General features: G+C 26.1%; 22 protein-coding genes. 19 read left to right on the top strand and 3 right to left on the bottom strand.

The annotated features are described in order from the left end of the window. The first annotated feature begins 12 nt into the window (after nt 1-12). Complete coding sequence (locus ACYUDJ_RS16810; RefSeq protein WP_043031804.1) at nt 13-1,089, top strand: Ig-like domain-containing protein; 1,077 nt, start codon at nt 13-15, stop codon at nt 1,087-1,089. Nucleotides 1,090-1,411: 322 nt separating this feature from the next. Here the strand turns inward: ACYUDJ_RS16810 and ACYUDJ_RS16805 are convergent, their stop codons facing one another. Next, nucleotides 1,412-1,666 carry a hypothetical protein gene (locus ACYUDJ_RS16805; RefSeq protein ID WP_042385223.1) on the bottom strand — a complete coding sequence of 85 codons (255 nt, stop codon included), beginning with the start codon at nt 1,664-1,666 and terminating at the stop codon, nt 1,412-1,414. Nucleotides 1,667-2,141: 475 nt separating this feature from the next. Here ACYUDJ_RS16805 and ACYUDJ_RS16800 point away from each other — a divergent pair, with 475 nt between their 5' ends. From ACYUDJ_RS16800 to ACYUDJ_RS16715, 18 genes are all read left to right on the top strand, one after another. Further along, nucleotides 2,142-2,279, top strand: coding sequence for a hypothetical protein (locus ACYUDJ_RS16800; RefSeq protein ID WP_072584590.1), 138 nt, complete (start codon nt 2,142-2,144; stop codon nt 2,277-2,279). Between the two features lie 56 nt (nt 2,280-2,335). Further along, nucleotides 2,336-2,470, top strand: coding sequence for a hypothetical protein (locus tag ACYUDJ_RS16795; RefSeq protein ID WP_265202985.1), 135 nt, complete (start codon nt 2,336-2,338; stop codon nt 2,468-2,470). An 85-nt stretch (nt 2,471-2,555) separates the two neighbouring features. Then, nucleotides 2,556-2,885: a nucleotidyltransferase domain-containing protein gene (locus tag ACYUDJ_RS16790; protein WP_242867353.1), complete on the top strand. Its 330-nt coding sequence runs from the start codon at nt 2,556-2,558 to the stop codon at nt 2,883-2,885. A gap of 1,067 nt (nt 2,886-3,952) precedes the next feature. Then, on the top strand, nt 3,953-4,960 hold the full coding sequence (locus ACYUDJ_RS16785) for an ABC transporter substrate-binding protein (protein WP_043031805.1): 1,008 nt from the start codon (nt 3,953-3,955) through the stop codon (nt 4,958-4,960). Beyond that, complete coding sequence (locus ACYUDJ_RS16780; RefSeq protein ID WP_043031806.1) at nt 4,932-5,693, top strand: ABC transporter permease; 762 nt, start codon at nt 4,932-4,934, stop codon at nt 5,691-5,693. The genes ACYUDJ_RS16785 and ACYUDJ_RS16780 overlap by 29 nt, the downstream gene beginning before the upstream one ends. Before the next feature lie 153 nt (nt 5,694-5,846). Continuing rightward, nucleotides 5,847-6,446 carry an ABC transporter ATP-binding protein gene (locus ACYUDJ_RS16775; protein ID WP_080333610.1) on the top strand — a complete coding sequence of 200 codons (600 nt, stop codon included), beginning with the start codon at nt 5,847-5,849 and terminating at the stop codon, nt 6,444-6,446. Nucleotides 6,447-6,528: 82 nt separating this feature from the next. Further along, on the top strand, nt 6,529-6,675 hold the full coding sequence (locus ACYUDJ_RS16770; protein WP_321161540.1) for a transcriptional repressor: 147 nt from the start codon (nt 6,529-6,531) through the stop codon (nt 6,673-6,675). Further along, a complete protein-coding gene (locus ACYUDJ_RS16765) occupies nt 6,651-6,857 on the top strand; it encodes a Fur family transcriptional regulator (protein WP_242651486.1) in 207 nt (68 codons plus the stop codon). Before ACYUDJ_RS16770 ends, ACYUDJ_RS16765 begins: the two co-directional genes overlap by 25 nt. Further along, a complete protein-coding gene (locus ACYUDJ_RS16760) occupies nt 6,827-7,306 on the top strand; it encodes a DUF134 domain-containing protein (protein ID WP_003486713.1) in 480 nt (159 codons plus the stop codon). Before ACYUDJ_RS16765 ends, ACYUDJ_RS16760 begins: the two co-directional genes overlap by 31 nt. A 142-nt stretch (nt 7,307-7,448) precedes the next feature. Continuing rightward, nucleotides 7,449-8,720: a M14 family metallopeptidase gene (locus ACYUDJ_RS16755; protein ID WP_043031807.1), complete on the top strand. Its 1,272-nt coding sequence runs from the start codon at nt 7,449-7,451 to the stop codon at nt 8,718-8,720. Nucleotides 8,721-9,096: 376 nt separating this feature from the next. After that, entirely contained in the window at nt 9,097-10,137 is a 1,041-nt protein-coding gene (locus tag ACYUDJ_RS16750; RefSeq protein WP_003486709.1) for a ribonuclease Z, read from the top strand. A 636-nt stretch (nt 10,138-10,773) separates the two neighbouring features. Continuing rightward, nucleotides 10,774-11,151, top strand: a complete 378-nt coding sequence (locus ACYUDJ_RS16745) for a PH domain-containing protein (RefSeq protein ID WP_003486707.1) — start codon at nt 10,774-10,776, stop codon at nt 11,149-11,151. A 15-nt stretch (nt 11,152-11,166) separates the two neighbouring features. Then, nucleotides 11,167-12,324, top strand: coding sequence for a sensor histidine kinase (locus tag ACYUDJ_RS16740; protein WP_043031808.1), 1,158 nt, complete (start codon nt 11,167-11,169; stop codon nt 12,322-12,324). 53 nt (nt 12,325-12,377) lie between these two features. Then, nucleotides 12,378-13,031, top strand: coding sequence for a response regulator transcription factor (locus ACYUDJ_RS16735; protein WP_043031809.1), 654 nt, complete (start codon nt 12,378-12,380; stop codon nt 13,029-13,031). Nucleotides 13,032-13,297: 266 nt separating this feature from the next. Beyond that, nucleotides 13,298-14,236 carry an ABC transporter ATP-binding protein gene (locus ACYUDJ_RS16730; RefSeq protein WP_043031810.1) on the top strand — a complete coding sequence of 313 codons (939 nt, stop codon included), beginning with the start codon at nt 13,298-13,300 and terminating at the stop codon, nt 14,234-14,236. 105 nt (nt 14,237-14,341) lie between these two features. Continuing rightward, nucleotides 14,342-15,520 (top strand): ABC transporter permease, encoded by a 1,179-nt coding sequence (locus ACYUDJ_RS16725; protein WP_043031811.1) that lies wholly within the window; start codon nt 14,342-14,344, stop codon nt 15,518-15,520. Between the two features lies 1 nt (nt 15,521). After that, the gene (locus ACYUDJ_RS16720; protein WP_043031812.1) at nt 15,522-16,628 is read left to right on the top strand and encodes an ABC transporter permease; all 1,107 of its coding nucleotides are present in this window, start codon (nt 15,522-15,524) and stop codon (nt 16,626-16,628) included. Between the two features lie 18 nt (nt 16,629-16,646). Continuing rightward, complete coding sequence (locus tag ACYUDJ_RS16715; RefSeq protein WP_043031813.1) at nt 16,647-16,865, top strand: hypothetical protein; 219 nt, start codon at nt 16,647-16,649, stop codon at nt 16,863-16,865. Nucleotides 16,866-17,242: 377 nt separating this feature from the next. On the opposite strand, the gene ACYUDJ_RS16710 is transcribed toward ACYUDJ_RS16715, so the two are convergent. Then, nucleotides 17,243-17,794 carry a nitroreductase family protein gene (locus tag ACYUDJ_RS16710; protein WP_003486695.1) on the bottom strand — a complete coding sequence of 184 codons (552 nt, stop codon included), beginning with the start codon at nt 17,792-17,794 and terminating at the stop codon, nt 17,243-17,245. Nucleotides 17,795-18,348: 554 nt separating this feature from the next. After that, nucleotides 18,349-18,840 carry a hypothetical protein gene (locus tag ACYUDJ_RS16705; protein ID WP_003486693.1) on the bottom strand — a complete coding sequence of 164 codons (492 nt, stop codon included), beginning with the start codon at nt 18,838-18,840 and terminating at the stop codon, nt 18,349-18,351. Nucleotides 18,841-18,963: the final 123 nt, after the last annotated feature.

Here is an 18,963-nt window from a genome sequence, read left to right as displayed (position 1 = left end):
GGGGACAAAACAATGAAAAAGAAAATAGGCTTAATTATGAGTATGTTATTATTATTTGTTTTTGTATTTAGTTATACTAAAAATGATTATGCTGTTTATGCTCAAAATAATGAGACAAAGGTAGGACAACAATTATTACAACCTGAAGAAGGTTGGAAAAGAATAGAAGAAGATAACAATAACTTCTCTTATATAAATGGGAAATATACAAGTTGGATAAGGTACTCTGATATTGCTTATTCTGGCGGATATTCTATGATACTAAATGATTCAAATGGTAAAGTAAATGGGTATTTATCAAAAGTAAAATTTAATGCTGTAACAGATAAAATCAGAATAATTATGTTTTCAAGATATTATTGTACTAACAATATAGAAATAAAGATTGATGGAATTCCATATATATTTGAAGCTAGAAGCTATGATAAAGTTAGCCCGGCTGTATGTTTTGAAAAAAAAGATTTAGTTTACAAGGAGCACACTGTAGAAATAACTAATTTGTTAGATAGTAATACAAACAATATGATGTGCTTTGATGCTGTAGATATAGACAAAAATGGACAGTTGAAACCTTATAAAGAAACTACTAAAGTAGAGTCTATATCATTAGATAAAACATCTATGGATTTATTAGAAGGTAGTTCAGATAAGCTAAATGCTAAAATATTACCTGAAAATGCTACGAATAAGAAATCTATATGGAAATCAAGTGATGAAAGTATAGCTAAGGTAGATCAAGAAGGTAAAGTTACAGCTATAAAAGAAGGAAAAGTAACAATAACAGCTAAAGTAGAAGGTACTGATTTAATAGCTACTTGTAAAGTTAATGTTACTAAAAAGGTAGAAGAAAATAAAAATAATGCTATATTAAGTATATCTTTAGTAAATGGAGCTACAAAAGAATATGACGTAAATATGCAGGAAGTAGAGAAGTTTATAAGCTGGTTTGAGGAAAGATCTAATGGTAAAGGTCCATCATTGTATTCATTTAATAAAAAAATTAATCCTTATAAAACAGTTAAAGAATATATAGTACATGATAAGATAGCATCTTTTGAAGTAAGAGAGTATGAGGGAAACAATAAATAGCTAAATGTCAGAGAGCACTTAAGGGATATAAGCCTTAGGTGCTTTCTACATACCTAGAATAGCTTAGGAGATTATATAAAAAGTGTGCAACGAAAACGCAATAATTTTAAAGAAAAACCATGATATAATGGTAGTATAGAAAAAACAGATATATAGAAAATAAGGGATACTAAAATAATACTATAAGAATATAATTAACATTAGATATTGATGAAAATTGATAAGGGCTTGATAATTTTTTATCAAGCCCTTGCTGTGTAAACTACTAATAGAAAATACATAAAGTAGTATAATTGGGATTTTTATGTTGGAACTAATATTTTTAATGTTTGTGCAAATAATAATAAGTAAAGAGAATCATTGCTGATAAGATTAAAAAATATATATCAGTAGATTTTGCAATACTATTACTAGGTTTACCAAAAATACTATTTCTTGAAGAGACTAATTTATTTACCCAAGTATTTATCAGACTAATGATAATAGAGCTAATATATCCCCTTATATTAATTCTAACTTTATTTATTATGATTTTGCTAATATCCTTAATGTAGTTTCTTTTTATAGATTTTTTCATAAAATTAACCTCCTTTAAATAGTTAGGCGTATTTATGAACTCTTAAAGAAACTATCATTGTTAAGACCTCCTTTCAGGTTATTTCCAACATAATTTTATTATAACATTTATTGGTATATTTTTAAATAAAATACATAAATAAGTACTTAACTATAAGATGGGTCATTCGCTCATTACTAGAGATTAGGTGCTTTTTCATACTTAGCAAAGGTTGAGAAATCATATTGATATTACATAGATAGATTGGTAGTGAGAGGTCTAAAAGTTGGAGAAATAATAGAAACACAACAACCAGGAATACATAAACAATTAAATAAAAATAGAAATATAAAATAAAACAAATCTATGAGAGGGAAGAAGAAGACCTCTACTTTTATGAAGCATGGTAACTATAGAAGATATAATGGTGGGGTAATTAAGCGGGTAAAATAATTTAACACTTCCGGGGCAATAATACTACTTGGAGGTGGTAATAATGACTAATAAACTTAAAGTAAAAGATAAGGAATATGCAAGGTTGGGAATAAGAAAAAATTCAAATGGAGATTTTGAATATATAAATCCAAATGATAAAAATAAGTCGAAATATAAATCAGTTAAAAAGGAGTCTTAGTATAGACTCTTTTTTAATACCCGAAACAAACAATAGGCAGGTGGTGAATATGTAATATGCAGAATAAAAGTGCAGATAAAGAAAAGAAAAAGAAGTACTGCAAGAAGTTTGAAAAGGGGAATAATGGATTATGCAAGAATTATATGGAGTGCACAATATATAAAAATATAATACCTCCAATTACAATTTAATCTTTTATATGATACAATTGTAATATTATATGGAACAAGTAAGAAATTGCGGAGTAGAGTTTATAGTAATAGGCGAGGTGATAAAATGATCTTTTCTATAGATAATTGGGTAGAGGAGCTTGTATTAAAAATAAAAAATAAATATGGAGATAGGCTTGCCTTTATTGGTTTGCAGGGAAGCTATCGACGCAAAGAAGCGAGTGACAATAGTGATATAGATATTGTAGTTATTCTAAATGAGTTAACTATTCAGGATTTGAAAAAATATAGAGCGATAATTTCCCATATGCCTTATAAAGAAAAAGCCTGCGGATTTATTTCAGGGAAAAGTGAGATTACAGGTTGGGAAAAATCTGATTTTTCCTTATATTCTGAGAAGCTTATTACGTGGAGCAGTTATCTCTTGAAAATTTAACGTAATTACTAAAAGATAAATAATTTTCCAGAGCACTATATTATTCAAACTTGAATAATGTGGTTCCTTAACTGGAACTACCTTCTTTTTATACCAAAGTATAAGTTTTAGTTTATAGTACATAATTAGTCATGTCCAATTTTAAAATTATTTATTCAATTGTTTTAGGAGGAATTTTTTTACATTTGGCGAATATTAAATATAATGATTTTCTATAATTCATTATCAAAGTCCTTCTTGAATAAAAAGGAGCCCATGTATATAGTGGGGGCTCTTTTTTTATTATATTCAGATATAACAACTTTAATCATGGAGTAATTATGTAAAATACGTAAAATAATATACATTAAGTTCGCAGCTATGCTTAATCCATAAATACTCGATTATATTAAAACCCTGGAATAATATCCAGGGTCCTTTTTATAGGTGAACATATGGAAGTCAATTAAGACAACCACGCTATTTACAGGTAAGTGTTCTTATATATTCATATTATATTCAATCAAAATTTATTTGTTATAATTTAAGAGGAATATTTTTAGCTTTATAGGAGTTTAATAGTATATATATTATTCTACCATCCCGTTTAATAGGAGAAAGAACCCATTTTATATTTTATAATGGGTTCTTTTTTACGGGAGTTTATTAGTGTAAGTGTAATAATTAAATCCGTTTTTATTATATCCAATGAATAATAATTTTAATCGAAAAAGGCAGTTCCCTAATTGCAGCTACCTCTTTTTAACTAAATATAGAGATAAAAACCGTACTAAAAGCGTACGGTTTTTTATTTAATTTATAAGAAAAATAAATTAAAAAATGAGAATACATATAATGAAAATGAGGTATATCAATGTATGTTGAATCATGCAAAAAACATAAAATTGTAGTACAATAATAATAAATTCTGATGAGGATTTTAGAGAAATTTTAAATTAATTCTGTTAAGTATACCAAAGATTATATAATAAAGATAAAGGTTCTGAACTAGGGAAAACCTAATTTAGCTTTTATATAGGATTAAAAAATTAAAAACTTATTAATATCTATACAAGGAGGTTATATATATGAAAAAGAGAATTGGTACATTATTAATTGTCTTTCTTTTAGTTTGTTCAGCTTTATTTGTGGTAGGTTGTTCAAATAAGGAGGAAAAGAAGGAGAGTACAAATACTACACAGGAAAATAATAAAAAAGAAAAGATTAAAATAGCCACTTTAAAAGGACCTACTGGTATGGGCATGGTTAAACTTATAGAAGAAAATAAAGAGGATTATGATATTTCTTTATTTGATGCTCCAGATCAAATAGTTTCTAAAGTAGTAAATGGAGAAGTAGATGCAGCGGCAGTACCATCTAATTTGGCTTCTGTTTTATATAATAAAACAAAGGGGCAGGTTCAATTAGTTGGAGTGAACACTTTAGGAGTTTTATATATTGTAGAAAACGGAGATACTGTAAAAAATATAAAAGATTTAAAGGGTGAAACTATTTATGCTACAGGAAAGGGGGCGACTCCAGAATTTATTTTGAATTATATATTAAAGAAAAATGGATTAGATCCAGATAAGGATGTAAAAATAGAATATAAAGCTCAGCATAATGATTTAGCAACTTTAGTAGCTTCAAAAAAGGCAAAAATAGCAGTACTTCCAGAACCTTTTGTAACAATATCAAAAACTAAAAATAAGGATTTAAAAGTACAGTTAGATTTAACAAAAGAATGGGAAAAAGTATCTGGAGATGGAAAATTAACTATGGGAGCCTTAGTATTTAAAAAGGATTTCATAGATAAAAGAGGAAAAGATGTAGAAAATTTTATAAATAATTATAAAAAATCTGTAGAGTTTGTAAACAACAATAAGGAAGAAGCTAGCAAGCTTATGGAGAAAAACGGAATAGTTCCAAAGGCAAAAATAGCAGAGATGGCTATTCCAAAATGTAATATAGTATTTATGGATTCTAAAGATTCTAAGGATTCTCTAGAAAAATTTTATAATATTTTAAAAGAAAATGATCCAAAATCTATTGGAGGAAAATTACCAGATGAAAATTTCTACTATAAAGGAAAATAAGACAATTTCAAGATTGGTTAGAAAAACTTTAATAATAATATTTTGGGTTTTTATATGGGAGATTAGCTCCCTTTTTATAAATAATGAAATATTACTTCCATCTCCTAAAAAAGTATTTGAAACCTTAATTATTCTTGAAGCTAAGAAATATTTTTGGATAAGTGTATTTAAAAGTATATTAAGAGTCATTACAGGAATTCTTATATCTATAGCATTAGGAATTAGTTTAGGTATAATAGCAGGTATAAATGTTTTTATGGAGGAATTATTAGAACCTTTAATAGTAATTATAAAAGCAACACCTGTTATGTCAATCATAATAATAGCTTTAGTATGGTTTAAATCTTCTAGTGTAGCTATATTTACTAGTATACTTATGTGTTTCCCTATAATATATACTAATGTTTTATCAGGAATAAAGTCTGTGGATAAAAAATTATTAGAAATGGCTAATTTATATAAGGTTAAGAATAAGTATATATTAACGAACATTTATCTTCCTTCTACTAAGCCTTATATTATATCAGGAATACTTATGTGTTTAGGTATAGGATGGAAAGTTTCTGTGGCATCAGAGATTTTAAGTACTCCTAAGTATTCTATAGGGTTAAATCTTCTAAATGCCAAAGCTATCTTAGCTACAGAGGAACTATTTGCCTGGACTATAGTGGTGGTTTTACTTAGCCTTATATTTGAAAAAATATTTAAATATTATGTTAAAAAAGTATTTTGAACAAAAAGGTATTGTATACCGATAATATCAATGTTACTATATCTATTTTACATTAAAGTGGTATATATGAGAATTCTTAAGGGAGGTAATCTAAAATTAAGAATTACTTAATATAGAGATAAAATTATGAAAAAACATGAGGTAGTATATGAAATGCAATTTATAAATGCTTGTAAAGCTTATGAAGATAAAATAATTTTTAAGAATTTAAATTTAAACTTTGAAAAAAATAAAATAACTGTTCTGTTAGCTCCTTCAGGCTATGGTAAAACAACTCTGTTGAATATTATAGCAGGCCTGGAGTCTTTAAATAGTGGAAATTTTATTATGGAAGCTCAGAGTATATCTTATATGTTTCAGGAAGATAGACTATTACCTTGGCTTACCGTTTATGAGAATATAGCCTTTGTATTGAAGTCTAATACTCTTAAATGTGAAATAAGAAATATTATAGATAAATATTTAGATTTAGTTAACTTAAAAGAATATAAAGACTATACTTTAGATAAGTTAAGTGGAGGTATGAAAAGAAGAGTGGCTTTAGCCAGAGCCCTTGCTTATAAAAGCGAAGTCCTTATTATGGATGAACCTTTTAAAGGTCTTGATTTATCCCTTAAAAGAGAAATTATATCAGGTTTTCTAAAACTTTGGGAAAAAGATAAAAGAACGGTTATAGTAGTTACTCATGATATAAAGGAAGCTAAGCTTCTAGCACATAATACTTATTTTCTAGAGGAATATAGTAAATTATAGATTAAGCAAAGATTTTTATGTATTTGCTTTTATATTTTTATAAGGATTTTATTGTGATATAATTATTTATACTATATGAAAAATTAATATAGGAATCGTTACAATTTATAGAAATTTAAAAATTTTTAAAAGACTTGGCATAGCTAAGGAATTGAACATTAACGGTGTAAATTACTACGAAATGAAAATATTTAGTGGAAAACCTTGCATATACATTTTAAATGTTTAAAATGTAATAGTATAATATATATTGATAATAGTAAATTAGATTTAGAATATTTAAAATTAAGTAGATTTATGGAACATAGCGAAGACTTAGAAATTCATGATGCTAATACATTATTTTTAGGGTTATGTAGTAGATACAAGGAGGAAGAAAAATGCCAAGACCAACAAAGTTTAGAAGAGTAGAATTTTTCCCAGAAAATAATTATTTTGTGCCCTGGGGAAAACCTAAATGTGAAATACATGAGGTAGTATTAAAAGTTGAAGAATTAGAGGCTATGAGGCTTAAGGATATAGAAGAATTAAACCAAGAACAATGTGCGGAAAGAATGGAAATATCTCGTCAAACCTTTCAAAATATAATAGATAGCGCTAGAAAAAAAGTAGCTATAGCTTTAACAGAAGGAAAGGCAATAAAAATAAGTGGGGGACATTATACTACCAAGCTTTGTAAATTAAAATGTATGGATTGTGGAGATGTTTATGAAATAAATTATGAACAGGATAGACATATATGTCCTAATTGTGGTTCAGAAAAAGTAATATGTAACAAGAGAGCTGATTTTTGTAGAAGATGGTGTAAAGGACAAAATAGGAATGAGCAATATGAGGAAAGTGAAAATAAATTAATCTAATAATAAATAATATTGAAGTAAGGATTAGCATTGAATTTTTAGTGTTAATCCTTTTTTGTTCAATTAATATATAAATATTTAGGTTTAAATTTAAAGTTCACTTGTAAGATCAAAAAATCATATAATGCTATGAGGTGATTTTATGAGAGTTTTAAAAAAAGGTGATAGGGGATCAGATGTTAAAAAGATTCAGGCAGTGCTTCAAAAGATAGGGTATGATGTAGGTCCTATAGATGGAATATTTGGGAGTAAGACAGAGGAGGCAGTTAAAAGATTTCAACTGAATAATAGGTTAGCGGTGGATGGCATTATAGGACCTAAGACTTATGAGGTATTGAATAAGTTTATATTAGGCTATAATACTTATACTATAAAGCCTGGAGATACTTTATATAATATAGCTAAAAGACATTATACAACTGTAGCTAGGATAATAACTGCTAATCCTAACATAGAACCTAACAATCTTACTATAGGTCAGCAGATAATAGTTCCTGTAGGTATTGATATAGTAGATACTAATGTTGATTATACTTATGGAATTATGGAAAGTGACATAAAGGCATTAAAAGCAAGATATCCTTTTATACAGGTAGGTATTGCAGGAAAAAGTGTTTTAGGGGAAAATCTGTATTATATCAGACTAGGTAGTGGACCTAATGAAGTATTTTATAATGGAGCTCATCATGCATTGGAGTGGATAACTACACCATTGCTTATGAAGTTTATTGAAGATTTCTCTAAAGCTTATAGTGAGGGTAGCGAAATAAAAGGGTATAATATAAGAGATATTTGGAATAGGAGTAGTATTTATATAATGCCAATGGTAAATCCAGATGGTGTAGATTTAGTTATAAATGGACTTCAAAGGAATAATCCTTATTATAATGATTTAATAAAATGGAATATGGGAAGTACAGATTTTTCAAAGAATTGGCAAGCTAATATAAGAGGAGTAGATTTAAATCATAATTATAATGCTTCCTGGTATGAATCTAAAATTGCAGAAGAATCCTACGGTGTTTACGGTCCGGGACCTACTAGATATGGTGGACCTTATCCTGAATCAGAACCTGAAAGTAGAAACGTTGCAGATTTTACAAGAAGACATAACTTTAGATTAATACTAGCTTACCATAGTCAGGGAGAAGTGATATTTTGGACCTATAGAGATATAATTCCACCAGGTGCAAGAGAAATTGGAGAATTATTTTCAAAAGTAAGTGGTTATGAACTTTCAGAGCCCTATGGAATAGCATCTTATGCAGGTTATAAGGATTGGTTTATATCAGAGTATAGAAGGCCAGGGTTTACTATAGAAGTAGGAAAAGGAACTAATCCTTTGCCTATAAGTCAATTCGATGAAATATATAAAGATAATATAGAAATACTTTTATTAGCTCCTATTGTTTAATTTATAATTTGTTTATTATAGATTAATTGATAGATAATATATTTATATCAGTATTTAATAATGTTATTGTTTATTAAAGTTTAATATGAATATTATGCAGGAATAGATATTTAGTATATAGTTTTTTAGTAATTATCTATTCCTTATATTTTTAGTTTAAAAATGATATATATACTAAAATATAATTATTAATTTTAATAAAATTATATAAACTTAACTATACTATATTAAAAAGTTTAATGAATTTATTTAAAAAATTAACATTATAATGAGATGTTTTTAATTAAAATAATGATACATAATAAGAATTAAGATATAAGTTAATAACAATTAGTAAAAATTATTGATATAAAAAACTAAAATTAGGAGGAATAAAATGTTAGATTTGGCTTTATTAGGATGTGGAGGAGGTATGCCTATTCCAGATAGGTTTTTATCTTCTCTTCTTATAAATTATAGAGGAAGAAAAATACTTATAGATTGTGGAGAAGGAACTCAAGTATCTATGAAAATGTTGGGGTGGGGATTTAAATCTATTGATATTATATGTATAACTCATATGCATGGAGATCATACAGTTGGATTACCAGGACTTTTAGCTACTATAGGTAATAGTAGCAGAGAAGAGCCTTTAATTATAATAGGTCCAGAAGGCATAGAAAAGGTAATAAATGGACTTAGGACTATAGTGCCTTATTTACCTTATGATATAACTATAATAGAAAATCCTAAAGATTCATTAAAGATAAAGGTAGTTAAAAATGGTATAGAGGTACTAAATGAATATAAAAGTAGCACTTTCATAAAAAATAACAGTTCAAAGGATTATATAAAAAATGGAGAGGAGAGTATTAATCAATATGAAAAATATAATGATATGCTAAGTTGTGACATAGAGATTTCCACATTAGAATTAGATCATTCTTGTCCTTGTATAGGATATAGTTTATATATTAATAGAAAGCCTAAATTTAATTTAGAAAAAGCGGAAAGAAATAATGTACCAAAGTTTTTATGGAGTAGGCTTCAGAAGGGGGAAAATCTAGTTTATGAAGGGATAAAATATAATTCTAGTATGGTTATGGGGAGAAGCCGTAAAGGAATAAAATTAAGTTATATTACAGATACAAGACCAATAGATTCTATAATAGATTTTATAGAAAATAGTGACTTGTTCATATGTGAGGGAACTTATGGACAGGATGAAGATTTACATAAAGCTATAAGGAATAAGCATATGACTTTTAGAGAAGGAGCTAAATTAGCTAATAGAGGTACAGTATCACAACTTATATTAACACATTTTAGTCCAGCTATGATAGATCCAGAAAGCTTTAGACAAAATGCTACAGAAGTTTTTCCGGATACTATAATAGGAAAAGACAGACTTATTAAAACATTATCTTTTAAGGACTAGTTTAATATTTGGTTGCAGTGTCATTAAGATAAAAATAATAGTGAGAGGATTTGTCACCAATGATCTTTAGAGGAGGTGGAAAAATAGATGCCTTATGAAACTTATAAAATAGAAAAAATCATATAAAAATGTTACTTGTATAGTTCAAGTAAAAACAAGGCAATTAATAGATTATTGGATAAATAATTAATACATATTTAAAATATGATTAAATATAGATACATTGGTGACAAATAAGACAACTTTTATTAATATTTTAGATAATTTATATAGCAGAATAATATAGTGTTTATCTACAATTATCCCCATAAACTAGATAATAAACCATAACTTTAAAAGTTTTAATTTAAGATAGTATTAAAAGTAAAATAAATTCAACTGTATATTAATATATATTGAAACTTAAACATAATTAGTACAATTATCATCCATATTAAAGCTATTAGTTTATATGAATCAATAGTTTTAATATAACGATATGGATTTTAGTAATATTTATAACAGATTATAATAGAATATGATTAGTTTTATAGTCTTAATAGAAATAAAATGGTTGTCCATTGTAAAAGATTTTAGTATCATTAAGGGTGTAATTTTATAAAAATATGAATTGAGTAATACTTAGGAGGATGAAGAATGGGATTGTTTGATGGATTAATGGGAAACGCTTCAGAGGTTAATATAATGGAAGTAGAAAAAGAATATAGTAATATATTATCTGAAAATGAAAGAGTAGAAAAAGCTTATAAGCTAATTCGTGATATGTTTATTTTTACAAACAAAAGATTAATTCTAGTAGATAAGCAGGGGATGACGGCTAGGAAAACAGAATATCATTCTATTCCATACAAAGCTATAACACACTTTAGTATAGAAACAGCAGGAAATTTTGATTTAGATGCAGAACTTAAAATATGGATTTCAGGAACTCAATTGCCTATAGAAAAGCAATTTAATAAAAGTTTAAATATATATGAACTTCAAAGTGTATTAGCTAACTATGTTTTAAAATAAGGATTAATAAAAAATATGGAGAGAAAAAAATTATTAATTATATTTAGATATATAGCTATATTGCTTCTTATATTTGGTATAGCCTCCTTTGAAAAAGAAAACATTACAACTCATACAGTTATTTTAATATTATTATTTATTATAAATAACCAAGTCAGATTTTTTATTCTTAATAAAAATAAAAATCTGGTTTTCATGTCTATAATATTAGAATGTATTTTAGCTTATATTGGCTATACTAATTATTCCGGAATATTGTTTTTTTATTTTTTTACAGATATTTTGGATTCAGCTCTTTTTCTTAAGGGAAGATTATCTTATTTAACTTTTTCTATAGTATTAATTATAATAATATTTCTTGGATGGAATTTAAATTTAAGCGAAATTTTATCTATAGTAACTTCTTTTATTATGCTGTTTATACTAGCTACTTATATAAAAGAAGAAAATAGTGGTAAATTAAGAGCGCAAAAATTATATGATAAACTTAGAATTTCAGAAGAAAAATTAAAAAAAGCTAATAAAGACTTAGAAAGTTATGCCAATTCTATAGAAGAGCTTACAGTTCTCCGTGAAAGAAATAGAATATCTAGAGAAATACATGATAGTGTAGGGCATAGTTTATCTACGATGATAATACAATTAGGAGCTATAGAAAAGATTGCTGAAAAAGATGGGAAACTCACATCAGAAATGGCAAGAAATTTAGGGGAATTTGCTAAAAATAGTTTAGGTGAAGTAAGATGTGCGGTAAGAGCGCTAAAACCTAGGGAATTTGAAAAATATGAGGGTATATTAGCTGTAGAGGAACTTACAAAGAACTTTGAAAAACTTACAGGAGTAAAAATAAAGCTAGGATTTTCAAAGGAAAAATGGACTCTTAACTCAGATCAATGTTTTGTTTTGTATAGGGTGGTGCAGGAATTCTTATCTAATTCTTTAAGACATGGGAAAGCCACAAGAGTAGATATATTTATGGGATTTAATGAAGAAAATTTAATAATAACTCTTAGGGATAATGGACAAGGGGCGGATAAAATAGAAAAAGGTGTAGGCCTTAAAAGCATATGGGAAAGAGTTAATGAATTAGGTGGGACTGTAGCATATAATAGTAAAAAAGAAGAAGGATTTTTATTAAAAGTAGTATTATATCCACAAATCAATGAAATCTAATAATTTTCATTATAAAGCTTAGGGAAAATTAATTTAATAAGGGGAAAAGTAAAATGAATAAAACTAATATTATAGTAGTGGATGATGAAAAATTAATAAGAGAAGGATTAAAAATAATTCTTTCTACCTATGATGATATTCAAGTTATAGGTCTTGCCGGTGACGGAAGGGAAGCACTAAGTTTATGTAAAGAAAAAGATGTACAGGTAGTTTTGATGGATATTAGAATGCCCAATTGTGATGGAGTATTAGGTACAAGAATCATAAAAGAACAGTTCCCACATATAAAAATATTAATATTAACTACATTCAATGATAAAGAATATATTCATGAAGCTTTAAAATTTGGAGCTTCAGGGTATTTACTAAAAGATAGTTCTAATGAGTTAATTTATGAAGGTATAAAAGCCTGTGTAAAAGGAAATGTAGTGGTTCACCCGGATGTGGCTAACAACATAATACTTAATACTACTTATGAAAAAGAATTAAATGATGATGACATAAGTTTAAAATATAATCTTACGGGAAGAGAAATTAATATAATAAGAGAAATAGCTAATGGACTTTCTAACAAAGAAATAGCAGAAAGGATATACCTTTCTGAAGGAACTATAAAAAACAATATAAGTACTATACTTTCTAAGTTAGATTTAAGAGATAGGACACAAATAGCTATATTTGCTTTTAAAAATAATATAGCTAATTAAATAATAAAATCTAAGCTTTGAAAGCTAGAATAAGAAAAAATAATAAATTACAGAACTATATCTAATTTAAAGATTTTTATGTTTATAAATTTTTGAAGAATTTAATAATTAAAAGTAATATATTAATGAGAATAACTTAAGTAAAATTTGCAAGCTATTCCCAAATGATTAGTGACTTAAGTCACTAATGTTAGTTACTTAAGGCAATGGTAAAACTTCCTTAAATTTTCTATTATATAATTAGAAAGTTTAAGGAGGTTTTTTTTGTGAGCATAATTGAAGTAAATAATGTTACAAAAAGATTTAATGATAAATTGGTTTTAGATAATATAAATTTTAGAATCCAAGAGGGAGAAATATTTGGGCTTATAGGGCCTAATGGAGCAGGTAAGTCTACATTAATAAATATAATCACAAGTATTTTAAAATCTACATCAGGAGATATAAAAATTGGAGGATATTCTATAACTAAGGAGGCTTTAAAGGCCAAAGAATATATAGGATTAGTACCTCAAGAAATAGCCCTAATAGAAACTGTATCTGCTATAGATAATCTTGAATTTTTTGGAAGCTTATATGGACTTAAAGGAAAGCTTTTAAAAGAGAGAATAGATGAAGCACTAGAAGTTATAGGACTTAAAGAAAAAAGACGTGAGAAGGTTAAGAAATTTTCTGGTGGTATGAAAAGAAGACTAAATATAGCAGCAGCTATAATGCATCACCCTAAAATATTAATAATGGATGAGCCTACAGTAGGCATAGATCCTCAGTCAAGAAATCATATATTTGAATTTACAAGAAAAATAAATAGAGAAGAAAAGACCACTGTAATTTATACATCTCATTATATGGAAGAGGTTGAAATGCTTTGTAACAATTTATTCATTATGGATTTAGGAAAAGAAGTAGCTTATGGAAATAAGAATTATATAAAATCTATGGTGGGTGATAAAAATAGAGTGATTTTAAAACTAGAAAACTATACAGGAGAAACTCTTCTTAACATTAGATCTTTAGAAGGGGTTGTTGAATGTGAAGAGGAGGGAAGAATTATTAAACTATTGGTTCGTGAAAAAAATTTTGAATTAAATAGTTTACTTAAAATATTAGAAAATGAAAATATAGAAATAAAAGGAATAAATTTTGAAGAACCAACATTAGAAGAGGTATTTTTAGCATTAACAGGTAAGAAGCTTAGAGGTTAATTATATTAATATTAATAAATTATATTGTTGATATAGGAAATTTATATATTTAAAACATTAAAATGAGAAATTTATAGATTAAATTTTATATAGGGAGGGAAGAGTGTGCGGTTAAAAGCATTTATAAAATTAAAATTAAAATCTGTATTTAGAGAATTACCTGTTATGATATTTACTTTTGCAATATTTCCTATAGTTATAAGTTCATTATATGGATATTTTCAAAAGGATATGTTTAATCCTAAAAATGAAATAGATAGAATAGTAATTTATGTAGAGGATAAAGATAATTCAAAATTATCTAATGAATTTATAAAATTTTTGGGAAGTAATGGGTTAGAGAAATTTATAGATATGAAAAAAAGTAAGGAAAAAGCTATAGAAGAAGTAGTAATACCAAAGGGATATGAAAAAAGCGCTATAGAAGATAAAAAAATTGCAATAAAAATAAATGAAAGAGAAAAAGATAAGGAAGTATCCTCTAAAATACTAAAGGACTTAATAGATAATTATAATAAAGAAATGAAAAATAATCTTACAATAGGAAACAACATAAATAAAATGGATATTTCTAAAGAAAAAAAAGATTTATTAGTAAAGGAAATATCAGAAGATATTATTAAAATATATAAAAAGGATGCTATAAGAAATTCCATAGTCAAAAGTACAAGGAATTTAACTTCCTATGAGTACTATTCAGTGTCTATATTAAGTTTTATGTTTATAGTAACTATAATGTCGTTATGTAATGGATATTATGAAGAAAAGAAAAAAGGTATTTTTCAAAGAACATTATCTACAAGTATAAGTAAAGTTCAATATTTTAATTATTCATTAGTTTCTTGGTACATTTTTGCGGTTTTATTTAATTCCATATATGTATTGTCTTATAGACTTTTAGGACTATCTTTTAAAGGTAATATAGGACTTTTATTATTAATAGTACTTACCAAAAGCCTTTTAGAAGTGGCTATATCCTCTATAGTGATAGCCTTCTTTAAGGAACAAAAGATGGCAGCAATATTTTTAAATACAGTTATTATAATAAGTGTAAGTTTAGGTGGAGTATTTTATCCATTAGAGAAAGTTATTAATAGTTTTAATAAAATATTTAGAGTTATAAGTGATTTTGCACCTAATGTACTTATTATGAAAACCTATAAAACCTTTTTAATTTATAATTCCTTTGGAGCTATTAAATATTATTTAATTACATTTATTCTTATTTCTATGGTTTTATATAGTATTAGTCTTTTAAAGATTAATATGAAATGGGGGGATTAACATGAAAATTTTAAGATATGGATTTATACAATTCAAAAGAATGATAAAAGATATAAAAGTTATAGGTTTTATGCTTATTATGCCCCTAGTAGTGATAACCATAATTAATTTTGCAATTAAAAGTGGTGGCGGAAGTACTATTATGGTTGATGCAGCTTTTAATGTACAAGATAATGGGGAAGAGGGAAAACAGCTTTTAGAAGAACTTAAAATACCTACTAAATCTATCTTTTATAAAGATAAAGATAAAGCTGTAGAATCTTTGAATAAAAATGATGTAGTAGCTGTATATGAAATACCAAAGAACTTCTCAGAGAAGATTAAAAAAGGAGAAAAACCAGAAATAAAAGCATATAAAAAAGAAATTGGTAATGGAACTCTACCTATTGAAAAGTCTTTAAATAATAATATAAATAAAAAAGTAAGAGAAAATTTATTAATAAACAAAAACATTATAAAAAGTAAAAATGAGTTAGATAACAATAGTGTGAAAACAGTTATAGAAAATACTAAAAATGTAGAGGAAGGCGCATTCTTAGTACTAAGTCTTATAATAAATTTTATAATTTTTTCAGCTAATAATGTAAGTTCAGAAATATTAAATTTTAAGAAACAAAATATATTAAAAAGGGCTATAACTACTTCTAACAGAGGATTTGAAATAATAGGTGGAATATATCTAGGTATGATATTAATTCAAAGCTTTGTGTATATGTCTGTTTATATATGCGGAAAATTTATAGTCGGATATTCCTTTGACAATTTAGCTTTTATACTTATAAATACAATAGTAGCTAGTATATTTTCAGTAAGTTTAGGTGTATTTGTAACTAGATTATTTCAAAACGAATCTGTAGTGGCCCTTGCAGTTAACATAGTAGGTATAAGCACAACATTTTTAAGTTTGCATTCTATGGGGGTTATGGGATTATCTATGAGTAAATCTCCTTGGATACTATTGAATATAGGAAAATTTACTCCTCAATATTGGATATTTGATAGCATAAAGAATTCTAGCATATTCCCTAATATATTTATAGTAATACTTATGTCATTAGTATTATTTACTGCAGGAAACATTAAAGTAAGAGATTTTGCAACTAACTAATATATGGAGGTGATTTTTATGAAAAAGCCCAATAGAACTTTAAGTATAGGCATATTTATTATTGTAATTACTACGATTTTAAGACATGTTACAATACAATTACCAGAATTTATTTTGGGATTAGGCTATGGAATCGGCATTGCATTTGAATTAATTGGCGTATATTCCATAAATCATGATATTTCAAAATTTGAAAATTGTAAAAGAAATTTTATAAAAAAGTGTTTAAATAAATAAATTACGACTTAAAAGGAAGTTTACCGTCAGTATATTAAAAAAGGGGTATATGTCTAGAAAGGCAACTCAATTCGCTAAGATATTCTAAATTTATTTTTTATAAAATATATTGAAAAAAATGATAACTCGCTGACCGTTCAAACAATCAGTTTTTTCTAATATATTTTCAAAAAACAAATAAGAATATCTTAGCTTTTTCAAATGCCTTTTACGCCACATATCCTAATTTTTAATATACTGAAGTTAGTCTAAATTTTCTCTAGTATCAAGAACAGTAAAGAAGTGGAACAAAATCATCCTTTAGTAAGTTTTATGTCACGTGAGAAATTATGATAACAACTTTTAAAGGTATTAAAGTATGTTAAGGCGTAATTTCCTTATCTTATGTAAGTTATTACATTTTCATTTCTTTTAGGAGCTTTAGCTTCACTTACGTTTTTATATCCTAAAGCTATGCCAAAATAAGGTTTATATCCCTTAGGTATATTTAATTTTTCCATGATTTCTTTATTTTCAAAAGCTAGTGAAATAAGGCCTATCCATAAAGAACCTATATTTAAGCTTTCAGCGGCAATTAGCATATTTTCTATAGCAGCAGAACAATCAACTAAAGGAGAATAGTTACCTTCTTTCCCTGATACTACAATTAAAGTAGGTGCACCATGAGTTAAATCAAGTTTTTCATTATTACCCATATTTCTAAAATTTTCATTAGATGAATCTTTAAGTTTTTCTTTAGCCACATTGCTCATAGTTGTAATTAATTCTCTGTTTTGAATAACAGTAAAATGCCAGGATTGATGATTACAACCAGAAGGAGCATAGATTCCAGCGTCTAATATACATTGAAGTTCTTCTTCTTTTATTTGTTCAGATTTATAACCTCTTATACTTCTTCTATTTTTTATAGTTTGTAATACAGTATTCATATAAATCCTCCTCTAACTAACATATAATTTGTTCAATGATGAAAATACTGATTTTACTCCCGTATATTTAAAATATAGTAATTTTTTAAATAAAATAGTTTGTAAACAGAAGGAGTGAAAATCAATATTAAAAGATAATAAAATATAAACTAATGTTATTTATATTAATTGTAACATAAGTTTATGTAAATTTTTATAAGTATTTAATATAATTATTAAGATATAAAATTATATAATCTAGATATAAAGAATATATAATTTTATTAATATAATTTAACCCAATAATAGGAGGTATAAAAGTCTAATAACATAAAAATGTAAGTTAATTAATGGAATGTATTGTTTATTATTATAAGATTAAGTTTATTGTTGTATTTATGTATGGTATGTATAAATAGTGGAAGTGTAATTTTTCATAATATAAAGTAAGATCATTAATATTTTTATATTAACAGTTATAAAAGAGCATATATTAGAAAAAACTATTTAAAAGTTTTATCCATATAAAGACATATATATGTTATAATATATGCTCTTGTTTTTAAATATTAAAATTATCTTTTTTCGTTAGATAACATTTCGCGCACAATTTTTAAATATCTTTGGGAGACTTCAGGACAGGCTGTTAATAAGGTATCTATTACATAATCAATATTGGTATCATCTATTTTTTTAGCAGTTGTATCTTCATCAATAAGCATATCTTCATCATCAAGAGAATTATATATTGTATTTACTATAGGTGATTGCATAACTTTTTCATTTTCTACACAATTATTACTAAAATATAGATTTTCATCTGTAATTACAAATTGACCATAAGTATATTCTTTTTCTAGATTTTTGCTATCTAAATCCTCACAAGGATATTTTGTATGTTCTACATGTTTTATATCTAATTTATTTCTATGTTCTTTTCGAGTGAGTACAGTTCTTATTTCTAGCTCTAATAATCTTTTTTTCATTTTTTCAGAAAAAATTTCTCCAAATTCAGCAATAAAGCCTTTCATAGCTATGGTTTTTTTCATGTTATAATTTTTTTTCATTAAAACTACTCTCCTTATACTAAACTATTTTTAAGCAAGGATTTGGTAAGCTTTATAAAAGTTTAATAAAAATTTTATATAATATAAAAACCACCTTAATAAAGGTGGCGTGGTATTTGCTAT

This window comes from Clostridium sp. CTA-6 (assembly GCF_054768115.1).
This window is presented reverse-complemented; position numbering and strand designations above follow the sequence as displayed.